This window comes from Cedecea sp. B1(4), assembly GCF_059414925.1.
This window is the reverse complement of record NZ_JCAHMZ010000001.1, coordinates 420,368-434,587: the sequence shown is the minus strand read 5'-3', so window position 1 is coordinate 434,587 and position 14,220 is coordinate 420,368. Positions and strand designations below refer to the sequence as shown.

Annotated in this window: 20 protein-coding genes; all 20 read right to left on the bottom strand. The window is 54.9% G+C overall.

Annotated elements, in window-relative coordinates; all coding sequences use genetic code 11:
* Positions 1-3: 3 nt before the first annotated feature.
* A complete protein-coding gene (locus tag ACR6JA_RS02175; RefSeq protein ID WP_494493471.1) occupies positions 4-2,472 on the bottom strand; it encodes a phage tail tape measure protein in 2,469 nt (822 codons plus the stop codon).
* Positions 2,465-2,617, bottom strand: coding sequence for a GpE family phage tail protein (locus ACR6JA_RS02170; RefSeq protein ID WP_494493598.1), 153 nt, complete (start codon positions 2,615-2,617; stop codon positions 2,465-2,467). Before ACR6JA_RS02170 ends, ACR6JA_RS02175 begins: the two co-directional genes overlap by 8 nt.
* On the bottom strand, positions 2,617-2,916 hold the full coding sequence (locus ACR6JA_RS02165; RefSeq protein ID WP_494493470.1) for a phage tail assembly protein: 300 nt from the start codon (positions 2,914-2,916) through the stop codon (positions 2,617-2,619). Before ACR6JA_RS02165 ends, ACR6JA_RS02170 begins: the two co-directional genes overlap by 1 nt.
* Positions 2,917-2,981: 65 nt before the next feature.
* Positions 2,982-3,500 carry a phage major tail tube protein gene (locus ACR6JA_RS02160; protein WP_494493469.1) on the bottom strand — a complete coding sequence of 173 codons (519 nt, stop codon included), beginning with the start codon at positions 3,498-3,500 and terminating at the stop codon, positions 2,982-2,984.
* A 13-nt stretch (positions 3,501-3,513) separates the two neighbouring features.
* A complete protein-coding gene (locus ACR6JA_RS02155) occupies positions 3,514-4,701 on the bottom strand; it encodes a phage tail sheath protein (RefSeq protein ID WP_494493468.1) in 1,188 nt (395 codons plus the stop codon).
* Positions 4,702-4,830: 129 nt separating this feature from the next.
* Complete coding sequence (locus tag ACR6JA_RS02150) at positions 4,831-5,265, bottom strand: tail fiber assembly protein (RefSeq protein WP_494493467.1); 435 nt, start codon at positions 5,263-5,265, stop codon at positions 4,831-4,833.
* A 4-nt stretch (positions 5,266-5,269) separates the two neighbouring features.
* Complete coding sequence (locus ACR6JA_RS02145) at positions 5,270-7,303, bottom strand: phage tail-collar fiber domain-containing protein (RefSeq protein WP_494493466.1); 2,034 nt, start codon at positions 7,301-7,303, stop codon at positions 5,270-5,272.
* Positions 7,300-7,845: a phage tail protein I gene (locus ACR6JA_RS02140; protein ID WP_494493465.1), complete on the bottom strand. Its 546-nt coding sequence runs from the start codon at positions 7,843-7,845 to the stop codon at positions 7,300-7,302. The genes ACR6JA_RS02145 and ACR6JA_RS02140 overlap by 4 nt, the downstream gene beginning before the upstream one ends.
* A complete protein-coding gene (locus ACR6JA_RS02135) occupies positions 7,838-8,746 on the bottom strand; it encodes a baseplate assembly protein (protein ID WP_494493464.1) in 909 nt (302 codons plus the stop codon). The genes ACR6JA_RS02140 and ACR6JA_RS02135 overlap by 8 nt, the downstream gene beginning before the upstream one ends.
* Before the next feature lie 5 nt (positions 8,747-8,751).
* Entirely contained in the window at positions 8,752-9,099 is a 348-nt protein-coding gene (locus ACR6JA_RS02130; protein WP_494493463.1) for a GPW/gp25 family protein, read from the bottom strand.
* Positions 9,096-9,737 carry a phage baseplate assembly protein V gene (locus tag ACR6JA_RS02125; RefSeq protein WP_494493462.1) on the bottom strand — a complete coding sequence of 214 codons (642 nt, stop codon included), beginning with the start codon at positions 9,735-9,737 and terminating at the stop codon, positions 9,096-9,098. Before ACR6JA_RS02125 ends, ACR6JA_RS02130 begins: the two co-directional genes overlap by 4 nt.
* Before the next feature lie 71 nt (positions 9,738-9,808).
* Positions 9,809-11,167: a DUF4062 domain-containing protein gene (locus tag ACR6JA_RS02120; protein WP_494493461.1), complete on the bottom strand. Its 1,359-nt coding sequence runs from the start codon at positions 11,165-11,167 to the stop codon at positions 9,809-9,811.
* A 63-nt stretch (positions 11,168-11,230) separates the two neighbouring features.
* A complete protein-coding gene (locus tag ACR6JA_RS02115; protein WP_494493460.1) occupies positions 11,231-11,680 on the bottom strand; it encodes a phage virion morphogenesis protein in 450 nt (149 codons plus the stop codon).
* Positions 11,673-12,143, bottom strand: coding sequence for a phage tail protein (locus tag ACR6JA_RS02110; protein ID WP_494493459.1), 471 nt, complete (start codon positions 12,141-12,143; stop codon positions 11,673-11,675). Before ACR6JA_RS02110 ends, ACR6JA_RS02115 begins: the two co-directional genes overlap by 8 nt.
* Positions 12,106-12,348 carry an Rz1-like lysis system protein LysC gene (gene lysC, locus ACR6JA_RS02105; protein WP_494493597.1) on the bottom strand — a complete coding sequence of 81 codons (243 nt, stop codon included), beginning with the start codon at positions 12,346-12,348 and terminating at the stop codon, positions 12,106-12,108. Before lysC ends, ACR6JA_RS02110 begins: the two co-directional genes overlap by 38 nt.
* The gene (gene lysB, locus ACR6JA_RS02100) at positions 12,239-12,664 is read right to left on the bottom strand and encodes an Rz-like lysis system protein LysB (RefSeq protein ID WP_494493458.1); all 426 of its coding nucleotides are present in this window, start codon (positions 12,662-12,664) and stop codon (positions 12,239-12,241) included. Before lysB ends, lysC begins: the two co-directional genes overlap by 110 nt.
* Positions 12,661-13,158 (bottom strand): glycoside hydrolase family 24 protein, encoded by a 498-nt coding sequence (locus ACR6JA_RS02095; RefSeq protein WP_494493457.1) that lies wholly within the window; start codon positions 13,156-13,158, stop codon positions 12,661-12,663. Before ACR6JA_RS02095 ends, lysB begins: the two co-directional genes overlap by 4 nt.
* Positions 13,145-13,441 (bottom strand): phage holin family protein, encoded by a 297-nt coding sequence (locus tag ACR6JA_RS02090; protein WP_494493456.1) that lies wholly within the window; start codon positions 13,439-13,441, stop codon positions 13,145-13,147. Before ACR6JA_RS02090 ends, ACR6JA_RS02095 begins: the two co-directional genes overlap by 14 nt.
* 3 nt (positions 13,442-13,444) lie before the next feature.
* Positions 13,445-13,648 carry a tail protein X gene (locus ACR6JA_RS02085; protein WP_494493455.1) on the bottom strand — a complete coding sequence of 68 codons (204 nt, stop codon included), beginning with the start codon at positions 13,646-13,648 and terminating at the stop codon, positions 13,445-13,447.
* Entirely contained in the window at positions 13,648-14,151 is a 504-nt protein-coding gene (locus ACR6JA_RS02080) for a head completion/stabilization protein (RefSeq protein ID WP_494493454.1), read from the bottom strand. Before ACR6JA_RS02080 ends, ACR6JA_RS02085 begins: the two co-directional genes overlap by 1 nt.
* Positions 14,152-14,220 lie beyond the last annotated feature (69 nt).

Sequence of the window (14,220 nt, the reverse complement as noted above, 5' to 3'; positions counted from 1 at the left end):
CTGTCAGTCGTGCTGCATACTGGATCGCTGGCGAGCACGTTTTTCTCGGTCGATTCTTTCCACCGCCTCGCGCATCTGACGGTCAAGGTCATGCCCTGGCATACCACCGCCCTGTAAAGTGATGTTGTATTCACTCCGGCTGTTGTCGGTATACGAACGGCCACCCGGCGTGCTGATTGGCTGATATGCCCCGCCAGCCGTGGTCGGGATGTATGCGCCACCGGTGGCAGGGGAATAACTCCCGTTCTCGCCCGGCGCATTTGCGCCACCGGTGGCAAGATCACCCGCCGTTTTGTTGATTTCGCCCGATTCCTTGTTGATGACACCGAGCTTTTCCAGCACCCAGGTAATGCCTTTTCTCAACAGATTAAACGCGTTCAGCGGGGCGAGCAGCGCATTAGCCAGCGCCTCACCAAACATCACCCCGGCGTTTTTGCAGGAGTCGAGCGTTTCCTGCGTGGATTTCACCGGCGCAATCAGGTTTTTAAACCACTCCCACGCGGCCTTTAATTTATCGCCCAGCCAGTCAAACACCGGCACCAGAGGGGCGAACATTTCACCGACCGGCGCAAAGGCGGTTTTAAGCCCCTCAACCACGCCAGCGAAAAAGGCACTGATGGGCTCCCAATATTTGCGGATTAGCAAAGCCCCGGCGACGATGGCCGCCACCACTGCAACCACCGGCCAGGTTATTGCCCCGATAGCCGTGACAATGGCACTTCCTACCACGCTGAAAATTGTCCCGAGCAGACCGGCAGCCGCGATGATCGCATTGATACCCGCAACAACCGGCCAGGCAATCAGACCAATAGCCCCAATGGTGCCAATCAGCGCCAGCGCGCCACCGGCTATCAGGCCTAGCGTTTGCGCCAGTCCTTTATTTTTCTGAATCCAGCCGTCGAGCTTGAGCACATACCCCGTTGCCGTCTGCGTCAGTTTGCGGAGTGAACCCTCTTGTTGGTCAAAAAGGTCAGTGCCGACCGCCTCATAAGCCGACTGAAACTCTTTAAAGTCGCCGCCGAGGTTATCCTGCATGACTTTGACCAGCTCCTCGGTTTTGCCGTCCGAGGCTTTAAACGCGGCAGTTAACTGGTCGAGCTTACCGCTGGCCGCTGCGGTCATGAGTACGGCGGCGGCAGAGCTGGCCTCCTCGCCGAAAATGGTTTTCATGTACTCGCCGCGCTGGCTGGTTCCGAGCTTATTTTTTTCGAAACTGGCCTGCATTTCTTTCAGGATGCTAAAGATTGGTCGTGTATTGCCTTTGCTATCAGCCGTCTTAACGCCGAGTTCTTTAATTGCCTGGAATGCTTTCCCGGTCGGTGCCTGCAGGCGACTCAGAATCGCACGGCTACCCGTCCCCGCCATTGAGCCAGTAATTTTTGCATCATGCAGAGCCCCCACCATTGCGGCGGCTTGCTCGATGCTGACCCCGGCATTTTTCGCCACCGGTGCCGCATAGGTCAGCGCATCACTGAGGCCGTCAAAGTCGGCGGCGGTCTTGTTCATTGCCATAGACAACACATCGCCGATGTGTGACACCTGATCGTTAGAGAGCTGAAATGCCGAGCGCATCCCCATTAAAAGCCCGGCGTTCTCTTCCATCGTCCGGCGGTTAGCCAGCGCCATATTTAACGTGACCGGCGTCGCCGCCTGAATGGCTGCGGCATCCCCGCCACCCTTCGCGATAATTATCTGGGCTCCGGCAGCATCGTCAGCCGACGCCGCAGTATTATCGCCGAGCTGGCGCGCCTGTTTGCGTAGCGCCTGCATTTCCGGGGATTGTTTATCCACCCCGAGTACGGCCTGCAGCTCAGAGTTTTTCTGTGCAAAGTCATACCCTGGCATCAGCAGTTTCACACCGGCCATCGTTCCCGCCGTGGCGATACCGACCCCGGCAGCACCCACGGCGGCCGCACTGCCTGCGAGCTCCTTGCCGGATTGGTAGCGCTGTTTTATGGCACTGAGTTTGGCCTGCTGCGCGCTGACTCGCGCCAGTGCTTCCCGCTGGCGGTTGAGCTGCGCCGTTGTTTCACTGAGGGAGTTTTTCAGGCGACGCTCATCACTCGCCAGGGTGCGGGTATTTATTCCGGCCTGCGCCAGCTCCTGGCGCTGGCGCTGCACCGATTGCCGGAGGCTGTTTTGTTTGAGCTGCAACTCGTTAGCGCTGCGGCGCGCGGCATCCATTGCGCGTGTTTGCGCGAGTGTGGGTTGTTCAGTGTTTTTAAACTGGATAGCCAGCGCGGCGGCTTCCTGTTTAGCCTGTTTCAAAGCCTGACCGGTGACCGCGAGCTGCGAGCTGGTTTTACGGAATCCCTCAATTTTTGAGGCCTGGCCGTTCAGCTCGCGTAATGATTTCTGTGATTCCCGGATATCACCCGACAGCGATTTACTCGCTGTCTGGATGGATTTAAACGGACGGGTCGCCTGGTCAACAGCTTTGAGTAATACCTGTAACTTAACGTTATTACTCATCTGTGTTTCCGCTTCGCTGGAGCGCTTTATCGCGCCAAGAAAGGAGCTCGGTCACGCTCATCGGGTAAAGCTCGGACGGCGGCCAGTGGAAGATAACCGCAATATCCGCGATGAGATCGTCGACCGAGAGTTTTTCAGGAAATATTAAGCCGCCGAACTCGGTGCCAAAAAACCGACGACCTTCCCGGCCATCGCCAGAATATCCGGCAACTCAAGCGCCGCGACTTCCTGCTCGGTCAGGCAAGGGTAAGTCATACGCGGCAGCACCTTAATCAGCGCATTAACATCGGAGTTAGCCACATCGGCCAGCGATACGCCGCGCAGCGTGCCGGTATTGGGTTTAATCAGCGTTACCGCTGCAATGACCTGATCACCGCGTTTAATTGGCGCGTCCAGGGTGACGGTGTTTTCCGGGTTGTTTAAAACGTCTTTTGTCTTAGCCATGTTGTTTGCTCTCTTTCGTCAGAATTTGGGGGATCACCGGCGAGATTTACCCGCCTGTGCAGGGGTTAAATCAGGCCAATGTTTTTACGGTGCTGCTCCATTCGGTCGACGCCGTTCACCTTCTCGATTGCGTTCAGCACGTCGATTTCAATGAGCTCTTTCCCGTTGATAGTGAGTTTGTAATAAGTGCAGATAACCGGCAGTTTGCTCTCGGTTTTCTCACCCTGTTTATTTTCGCCGGTGTCGATTTCCTTCATTTTGAAGCGGGTCACCACCTCAACCGGCACTATTTCTCCGGTGTCGTCGCGCTGGTAAGAGCCTGCGTAACGCAACAGCTCACCGGCACCCACGGCACCATAAATTGACCAGAGCGTCTCATCCGGGAAGCCGCCGAGGCTCAGTTCCATCGAGAGCGCGTCATCGTCCAGACCGAAGTCAATCGGGGCTGCGCCGGGCATACCTGCGCCGCGATACATCTCGAGCTTGCGGGTCAGCTTCGGCAGCGTCAGCGAGCTCATAACGCCCAGATAACTAAAGCCATTGATGAAAACATTCATCATTTTTAACGTGCGGGGCATTGCCATTTAATCAGGCTCCTTAGCTGCTGACCGCAGAGGCCAGGTTAGCGAGATATTTGTCGGTAATACGCTGGCGCAGCGTCAGGTTTTCGAGCGGTGGCACCGGCGTATAGTCGTAATCCAGAATGAGCTTTCCGGCTTTCAGGCTTTCTTTGTCGTTGGCACTTTCGTCAAACCAGCAGTTAGCACCAATGATGTAACCGGCTGTCGCCATTTCGCGGAATTTGGCGTTGATGCCGTCGATAATGTCTTTGATTAAAACCGGCGTGACGGGCTTGTCGACCGCCCACATATGCCCCTCGGCCATCGTGTCGGCGATAACCTGCGCGGTGCGGGTGTAGTTTTCGAAAAGGAATAACGGATCGTCAGAGCAGCAGCGGTTACCCCAGAAGCGGAAACCGTCTTTACGAATCAGCGTGGTGACTCCGGCCTCGTTCAGCAGGTCGGCGTCGGTGCCGGATTCCTGCAAATCCCAGAACACGGACGCGCTGATGCCGGTCACGCCCTGGACGCCAACGTTAGACAGCGTTTTATGCCAGCCGACAGCCTGGTCGATGTAGGCACGTAGCCCCATTGCGCGGGCAGTGGCGTATGCCGTGGCGCTGGTATTCGCTACGGTGTCCCATGCGAGAAAGTCCGGCCAGATGAGCATTAATTCACGCTGGCTGAAATTCTCGCGGTACTTGATGCAGTCCGAAACGGTTTTGCAGCCCCAGGCGCTGATATAGCCGAATGCGCGGAGTTTCTTGCAGATAGCCCCGAGCTCGATAGCCACCTCTTTTGTATCGAGCCCCGGCACACCGAGAATGCGCGGCTTGACGCCCGTCACCGCCTCGGCGGTCAGCAGCGCTTTAAGCCCGGTGTATTTGCCGTTCTCATCCGTGGTGCCGATGATGTTCGAAATGCTTTCAGCCTGCGTGGCCTCTTCATCGTCGCCGGTTCCCTCGGCGACACGCACAACAACGGTCACCGGTTTGGCCTGGTCGGCGATAGCCTGCAGGGACTCGGCCAGGGTGCCTTTTTTACCGGCCTTAGCAATCGCGCTTTGCACATTGGTAATCAGCACCGGCTCATTGAGCGGGAATGTTTTTTCGTCGGCATCACTGGCAGTGCATACCATGCCAATAATTGCCGTCGAAACAGTGGAAATGACGCGCGTGCCGTCGTTTACTTCGACGACCTGGACGCCGTGGTGAAAGTCACTCATCCGGTTTACTCCGTGGTGTTTGGGTGAGTGATATTTTCTGACGCGGGGCGGGAGGGGGCGAGCGGTTGGGGTTTTGCTGTCGGTGACACAACCGGGAAAAGAAAAACGCCCCCGGTCGGGAGCGCTTTATCAGGCTGGAAGCTCAGGCCATTTAATTTTCGGGGCGGTCGTAATATCTAACCGGCGCAGTGCCGTCCGATATGCCCGCAATGCCTCAAGCTCGGCGGTTTCACCTTCTGAAATATCGCCATCTTCCTGTGCAGCGGTAAGCCAGTCTATGCGCGTTCCGGCGCTGCTCATCAGGCGCTTTCTTTCTTCCTCAGCAATGGTGATGAGCGTCGCCACGTCCGGGGCGGGGATCGCAACCCATTTAGGGCTACCGTTTTTCCCCGCCGCCCTTTGCTTACCTTCGGGGGGATTGCTTGCTGCAAACTCGATATAGACCGAATATTTCACGTCCACGGCATCACCCGGCCAGCTCCCGGCTGATTCATACACTTCTGTTAACCCAACGGGATAAAAGGCATTTCGCCCTGGGGAGTACACATATTCATTGGCGTTCATATTCTCAATACCCTTTCGCTTCCCAAAATACAGGAATAGCCTGCGAGGCGTTAAACGTAGCAGAGCTATTATTAAAACCCATCACGACGGATGTGACAGTCCCAATAACGCCCGATGTATACGGCGTGGCCTGGATGCTGAAACAGCCATTAGGGAACGCGATAGGAAAATAAATTGTCTGCAAGCCGCTCGCGTTATTCGTAAACCCCCACTGTGTGATTAACCCCGTTGATGCGTCTCTGTGCCATCCAGTTTGTGCCAGCCCAGCAGTACTTTTAGTGGCAAAGTTATCCATTACCCACTGAGCACCAGCGACCCAACTCACATCAATGGGCTGCGGATTATTTGGTGAATAGACACGCACTGCACCGCCGCTTTCGAAAACGCCACTTGCCGCCACAACATTCTTTCCGGCCGCTACATCGCCCGGCGAGCTAAAAGCCCCGTTATTAGAATTAAATATCCAGGACAGGTCTTGATATGTTCCATCTCCCAACTGCTTACAGACACTAATGCACGGGCTGGGATAATCCGCATTACCTGACACTAATACACCGTAGCTAATAGCCGCTAAATACCCCTTATTTTGTGTTTGTACAGATGCCTTTGTTAGCGGTAAAAATATATTTCCCTTTGCCGTATATCCTGCAGAATAAAATAATGCCCTTCTGTCAGTAAGCTGGCCTTGATAACCGCCAGCACCCGGCCATACATCTTGTTTTGTGCTGTAGTGCTCTGCGTTATTCAGATAGGCAACATCGCCGCCAGTCGTTGGCACTGCGCCAATTTCCTGCGGCGTTGGCTTGTTATCTTTGTCGTACTGCATCACCCACGCAGACCAGATCCCTGAGTAAAATGAGCGCACATAAGAGCGTGAATTGTTATACACGCGATAAACCTGCGTAATACCCGCATTTTTATAGATTTCGAGCGAACCCGCATTCGCCTCAGGATAATTCTTGCCAGTGATAGCGTTTGCATTCGCGGGCTGGTAATACAATCCCGGCGCTTTGCAGTCGTTCAGGTCGGCAGACTCACCAAGATAAACCGCCTGGCCTTCAAAAATATCCCGCGCAGTAACGTTCACATCATCGGCCAGCTCATGCCCGTTTACTTTTTGGGTTTTCGGTACGCCGTTCAGGGTCTTTAGTGCCTGCGCCTTGTCGCCAACATCAGACAGATTTTTTCCAGGCATTAAAAACGCTTCCGCTGGAAGCTGCGATGCAGTACCCAGGCCGAGATTTAAACGCGCGGCGTTTTTATCCGGCAAGTCCCACAGGTTATTCCAGGCATTTAAAAACGCGGTGGCGTCATATTGTGCCGCCGTTCCCAGCCCCATATTTTTACGGGCTGCAACTTTGTCCGGCACATCAGCCAGATTGCTGTCTCTGAGCAGTCGTTTCTCGGCGTTCTCGTTCGCAGCATTCCCGACACCTACGGCGGCCTTAATGGCTTTCGGCGTAGCAGCAAACGTCTCGCTGTCGCTGTCGGTGGCGTTACTCAGTTGCACAAACCCTTTTTCTTTGAGCGTGGCGTCAGGGTGATTGCGTGATTTCGCGTGTTTGTCGAGTGCGTCGTCAACGTACTCTTTTGTCGCTATCACCGTGGAGCTGTCGACCTGCAGCTCGACCGAGGCCAGATTGCTGACGGCAATCACCATGCGAACGGTTTGCGCACGCCCGGAGCCCTCGGCGAGTAGTGGCTTGTAGCTCTCGGCCATGTTAGCCACCGCAATGAGCACGCCCTCGCTGTCATAAAGCCCAAGCTCTCGCGTCCAGAAGCCGCCCACCTCCGGCGGGATAATCAGCTCGACGACCACGCAGTTAGCATATTTTGGGTGCGGGGTGATCGTGTTGATGAGTGCGCGCCACACTTCACGCACCAGGGCGGTTTGCTCCGGTTTTGGCTCGGGCAACGAGCCGCCCCCGTCACTGACGGCCATTTCGGTAAAAATGACTTTCTTCCCGTCAGGCGGCAAACCGGCGGCCAGCTTTTGCACCCCGGCATTGGTGAGAACAGTTTTAAATTTTTGACTCATTTCAGTAGCTCCATTTCGGGGTAAACCGTCACAATCTCGCCGTCGTAATACGTGCCGCCGACGTACAAATCACCCGCAATTTCCTGAATGATGTTCAGGCCAATCAGGTGACGGCTTGCGGCTTTGGCATCAGCGATAAGGCGCTCCATTTCCTGATACATTTCCTCCGTGATACCGCTTTCCAGTACGCCAATATCCAGGCGAAAAGTGCCGGGCTCGTCGTCGGTTTCCCACCATTCAGTGACCTTAATCATGTAGCCCAGCGGCTCGACCACGCGCCGGATAGCGCCGATAGTGCCTTTGCGCCGGTGGATGAAATACGCGGTACGCACCACGTTTCGCTTTGTCGCTGCCGTCCAGTTCTCGTCCCAGCGGTCGACGGAAAACGCCCACGCCAGATACGGGAGCAGGCTCACCGGGCAGGTGTCCGGGTTCCAGAGTGTGCGCAGTTGAATCGGCGTTCGCGCGATATCAGCCAGGGCGCGGGCGGCGGCAACCTCCAGCGGCGACGAGCCGACCGGCAGCAGGCGGTTATCACTCATCGGATCCCCCGTCTTTCAGCGCGTAAGCGGTGCAGTAAGAAGCCTGATGCTTTGCGAGCACGATATCGGCCAGCGGGGAAGCCAGCTCGACGCGCTGCACACCCTCGACGTGCAGCGCCCCGTAAATGGCTGACAGCCGGATATCCCGCCCGAGCCGGTGCTGTGCCGAGATATAGCGCCGGATTTGCTTCTCGGCGGCGTCTTTTATCGGCGCGGCTTCGGGACCAGGGAAAAAATAAAGCGTGGCGTCAATCTGGTATGGAACAATCTCGGCGGCCTGCACGGTCACACGGTCAGCCACCGGGCGCACGTCCTCATCGTTGAGCGCGCGGGTCACAACGGCAATCAGGTCAGCCCCTGCGGTGCCGTTACCCTCACGCGACAGCACGGTCACGGTCACACATGCCGGGGACGGGCTTTCGACCGCAATATCGGCGACCCGACCGTCGGCGCTCAGGCCGTGATATTCATACGCCCCGACCGGACCCGCCACACTCATTCCCTCAAAAGCTCGTTGGGCGCGAAGTCGTAAATCACTGTCGGATTCCATCACGGCTGGCGTCGGCGGGATTGTGGTGTCGTCTGCCGGGCTCAGCACCAGGCGCGCGGTGTTATTGTTCGCGGCCATCACATCGAGGTCGGCGCCGTTTGCGTAGGCCAGCATGACCGCGCGGGCGGCCTCGTTCACGCGCTGGCGCAAAATCACCTCGCGGTAAGCGTTCTCCTGCAGCAGCTTGACGATGGGCTCGGATTCCAGCTCGAGCGTGCGCGCGATAGCGTCCTGTTTATCTTCCGGGTAAAGCGAGATTAAGGTCGCCTTGCGCTCGGCCAGGAGGGTTTCAAAATCGAGCTCCTCAACGATTTCAGGCGCGGGGAGCTGGCTCAGGTCAATGGTTGGCATAGGTATCAGCTCAGCGGAATGGAAAGAGAAAGGCTTGCGCCCGAGTCGGTAAATTCGCCGGAGATATCGACGACCATTTCGCCGTTAAACCGGGTTTCAAAGGTGATGCCGTTCAGCCTGACGCGCGGCTCCCATTTCAGGATCGCCATATAGCAGGCGGCGCTAATTTGCAGTCGCAGCGCCTCGTTTTGCGGCTGGTCAGTCAGGGCAGACAACAGCGAGCCATACTGGCGGCGCATCACGCGCGAGCCGACCGGCGTGACAAGAATGTCCCGGATGCTTTGCCGGATGTGTTCCGCGTCGCTGACGCTCAGGCCGGTGGTCTGATTCATGCCGAGATAACGGGCGGTCATTGGGTGCCCTCCGTCATACTGCCGCCGCGCTGGACACCACCGTGAGCGTGGTTATCGACCTGCACGCCGTTGGAGGTGAACGAGCCTTCGGAATGCGCAATATTGCCGCCCATTTTCCCACCTTTCTGCACGTCCAGGGTGGCGCATGTCAGCTTGTTGGTGCAGATCACTTCCGGCGTATCGAGTGTGACGCGGGTATCGGCTTTGATGGTCACCACCGGCACCGAGGCGGTGAGCGATTCAGATGCCGTGATATCAGCGGTTTTAATCCCGCTCACGGTCAGGGCGCTGGTTTCGGGCTCGTACTCAATCACCGCGCCGTCCGGGAACGAAACATGCACCGCATCGCCAGAGACAGAGGGGGCGGGATTGTCGTCGGAATAAATACCGGGCAGCACAAACGCCGTATCGAGCTCACCGCCGACGGCCAGAATCATGACCTGCTCGCCAACAGAGGGAGCCCACCAGGTACGGGATCGCCCGGCGCGGGACGTCAGCCACTGGAGCCAGTCGGTAATATTGCCGCCGGTCTGGACGCGACAGCGCCCCGTTGCCGTGTCGACTTCAACAACGACACCGGTGCGGATAAGGTTGCGCAGCGTGCGCGCCAGTTCTTGGATATTTGCGAGAGTATTCATACTGGAAAGGATGCCGCCGGGGATATCCGGCGGCAATCGGGCGGGGTTTTGTCAGAGCTGGTACAACAATCTTACTGAATTTTAGATACTGTGACTTGCCGGGAAAATTGGAGAGGTTCCTTGAGCTCCTCGCAGACAAGTTTAAAATTGATCATGCCTTGACCTTCCGCAACGGGAATCAAGGTAATTTCGTCGAAATCTATGGATAGGCTCTGAATAAGTTTTTGAGCGCGCAGAGTAATTATATTGTCACCATAGACAATCCAATCCTTTGCGTTAAGTGGTGTAATTCTTTTCAACGTACTCATATGGTTATTGATGACATTGAGCGGCAACCCACCGACATACGATTTACTGCCACTTTCTCTATCTCTTAATATTTGGAAAATCCCCCCCAGAGCCTCCTTTCCTCTTATACGCCTTTTCATCATTTCAACAGGAGTTTCCGGAATATTGATTGTCGGAGGGATTGTGAAAATCTCTTCATTATCATAAGTAAGGGCAACTAAAAACTCAGGGAGCTCAATTTCAATATGAATATCCGTTGCAACTGTTCTTCCTACATTTTTTAATTTAGGAATGGTGGCAATGGAGTTGTTCTTATAGTTTGAATACATAAACATAGCATTATTATAATTATCAACAACATCATTCGATGGGGTGCTCATGTTGTACTTTTCAATCTCAATATCAGTTACATGCTCTCGAAATTCAACAGGGATATCTTCCTTAGATAAATAGGGAAGATAACTTTGTTTGTCATAGCTATTTGAGAAAAGTAAATTCAACCCATTGTCAATCATTGATAGTTCCAGAACGGGCATATCTACATGTAATTGACTTTCGTACTCTCTGAGTTTTTGCCTAAGCGTTCGATTCTCAGTAGAAAGTTCTGCAAGCTCATTAGAAACTTCTTTCGGTGTAGCGAGATCACCTCTAACCCAGCCAACCCTCGGGGTTCTGCGCATTATTTTAGGTAATGCGATAGCAACTTTTGTAGCAAGATCATCTATCTGATCCCAAAAGTCACACATTTTATTTGCTTGTGCTTTTTTTATAAAGCTGTCCAGTTTTGCTATCAACGCCGAATCGGTTTCTCTTTCTTTAGGTGAGGTTTGCAGATCCCGATTTCTAATAAACGCCAGTACAGGTATGCCTAATGATTTAGCATAATCATACTCTCGCTCGGTATAACTAATCCCCTCATCAGACAATGACCCATATTTATGACCAATAACTATCACATAGTAGTCACTCATATCGATCGTTTCCTTTATAATCTCCCATTGTTCAGAGTCATCAGCACTAAACATCTCCATTCCAACAGGGAAGTGATAAAGACTTAAAACCGTCTCTATCACTTTTTTTCTTGCTTCAATAAGATCCACATATGTAGAACTTACGAAGACCTGATATTTCGTTTCATCCATAAACACCTCCAGTTTTTGCACAATATAAAACTGAAAGATATTTTTTTCTATAGAAAGCAAACACTAAGATGATAAATTTAAGATCAGCATTTCCTCTACAAGCTGACGGTCATCAGCATTAAAGCCGAGAAGCTGGCGCGCCGGGTACTCGATTTCACGTGCTACCGGGTTGGGTTTGTCCTTTAACCCCTCCTGATGCACACGAGCTATGCGCTGCACTTTACCGACAAACTCCACGACTGCGGCCTCGTCGCTGCCGGTGGCTTTCATAAAGCGGTTGGTGCGCAGCTTCGCAAACATTTCCCGCTTAATTCGGCCTTTCTTGCTTCTCACCGGCTGGCGCTTTCGGGCGGCGTAAGGTTTGCCGTCGGGGTCTTTCTGCGTTTTTATCCGCTGCTGTTGCCGGGTGCGCAGCTTTTTCGCAATCTCCCCGGCCATTTTGCAGCGGCCAGCCGGTGACAGGTTCGCAATCAGCGCCGCGAGTTTGTCGTCAAAGGGCTTGAGCTCACTCATTCCATTCACTCACCAAATCACCGTGAACCCAGAGCTGCACCGGGCGAGTCACCGGATCGGGCTGCAGCGGTTCCGGCGCGTAACTGACGTGCAGCTCGCCGCCCTCAGTTTCTTTGACAATCGTGCGCTCGCTCAGCCGTAAGCTGATGCTGATATCAATGCTGCTGTCATTATTGATATCCGCATACCAGGTAAAGCCGCGCTTTTGCCCCTCTGCCGTGGTCATAATATCCGGCTCGTTCACCCGCACCCACGCCAGCAGCGGCACCAGGAGGTAATCAATATCACTGGTGTAGTCAGTCACGATCACATTCAGTGTGTACCGCTTCACGAATGACAGCGACGCGGCAAGCGTGGATTCAATCGTCCCCTCATCGGCAAAAATGCGCATCATAGAGGGGGTGTTCGCCACCCCAGGCACCGCCTCAGTGAGAACTTTTTTCAGACTGGCTTGTTTGTGCATCGAGATTATCCTGACACTGTTTCACCGTTTCGACCTGGGCGGCGCAGCTCACCCAGGCGCTTTCGAGCTGGCGATTCTCCGCGAGCAAATCGCCGTTAATGCGCGGCTGGCTGGCCGGGAGTTTGCACAGCGCTACTTTCGGACAGCCACTGTAAATAATCGGCGGTAGTGTCAAAGGCGGGGCGCTCCTGCAGCCGGATAACATCATCAGGTAAAGCAGTGTCATACCATTCACGAAGTGCTTTATTTTCATTGAATAGCCTCGTAATCGTGTAGCTTCGACGCCCGGCCAGAGCCTCAACCGTTGCCAGTTTGTTTCTTAAATCCACCTGCGCACGTTCTTTGCTGTCGGCAATTCTGGCCGCAACATCGAGCTGGTTTTTCAGCATGATGTTTTGTGTTTTCTGCTCCCCGGCGACGCGGTTAGCCTTTTCAAATGAGCGGGTGATCGTGGTGTTTTCGTGGCGCATCCACAGCAGCCCGAGCACGGCCAGGGCAAGGAGGACAATCAGCGTTTTCATGACACCACCCCGCCCGCTTTGCGATAGACGACAACCAGTGAGTCGAGGTTGTGCTCACGCTGGCCGTAACCGGCACCCGGCAACGACGCCCAGATATTCCGGCAGCGGGAAATCGCGCGCTCAATGCGCCCCTGCTGTATATCCTCCAGCGCGCCGCGCTCCCGGATAAGCTGAATGGCGAGCTTGTCCTGCGACAGCGGGCTAAAGTCGGGCAACCCGAGCTGCTTTTGATAGTGCGGCCAGAATAAATAAAGCTGCTGATAGCGCCCGGAGGCCGTTGATTTTTCCCCGCGCCGGTTAAACACTTTGGCAGGCTTGCCGCTGGCGAACGGGTGATCGCGATAGTCGGTAAAAATCTCGGGCTTACCGTCCATCCCGGTGACAATCACGTCATAGCCGCGATTTTTTGTCAGCGGGTGATTAGCGGTTCCCTCTGAGTACGCCAGCATATCGAGGAAAGCGGCGACGTTTGGGTGAGTGTTAATTACCGGCATCCTGATCCCCCTTCTGAGATTTTAAACGGCGCTGGATAGCGATTTCGACCACCTGATAACCAGCAATCCCGAGCATAGAACCAAAGCCACAAACTGCCGGGAGTGACATATCCGGGAACTGCACCAGAACCACCCCGGCCACCATCGAGACAAAACCACCGAGCAACATGCGCCCGATAAACAGGCGCGGGGTGATGGGTTCACCCCCGGCCAGCACCTTGCCAACCACAATCATCACTCCCATCAAGAACAGCGTCAGTACGCTTTTTTCACCCTCAGTCATGTTCTAATCCCACAGATTGATAGTTTCAGTTACCGGCGCGCTCTCCACGTCCGGCAGTTCAATTTCAGTGCCGTGCGGCAGCACCGCCCCGAGCTCAGCGAGTCCCGGATTTGCGACGAGTACCGCCTCGAATACCCCCTCAGTGCGCCCGTAGTAGCGGGCGCAAAGTGCGTCGAGGGTGTCGCCCTGTTGCGCGTAAACCTTCATCAGATTTGCCCGATGATGCAGCGGGATTTACCCTGAATGCGGGATATCGCCCAGCGCATATCACGCCACATTTCATCAATTACGCTCTCGATGCTGTCGGCTTTCTTGTCACCTTTGGCGCTCGCATCCACCCCGCGATAACCCTCATATAGTTTCGCGGTGGTCATGGCGCTGACGGCCTGCAGGTAGTAAAAACAGCGCACGCTCTCACCGTCGATGTTGTCGGCGGGAACGTCGGCCAGGGTTTCACGTCCGAGTAAGATTTGCTCCTCGCGGTACTCTCTTAGCTCGGCGTTGGTTTCTGCCATGCCGTCAATAATCGCGGCGCGTAAACGCACGGCGCTCACGGTGCTTTCAATGCGTAGCAGCTCGCGAATACGCGCGGGCTCAATGGCCGGGAAAAACGCCGTGTTGGTGATAACGGCCTCCGGCACCGGTCGGGCGGGGATAACCACACCAGGCTCGACCGATACCGCTTCCGGCTTCGTGATAATCACTGTCATGACAACCTCTGTAATGGGTGGGCGGTGGACGCCGGTCGCCGTGTCGGTGGATCACCGTCTTTGACCAGC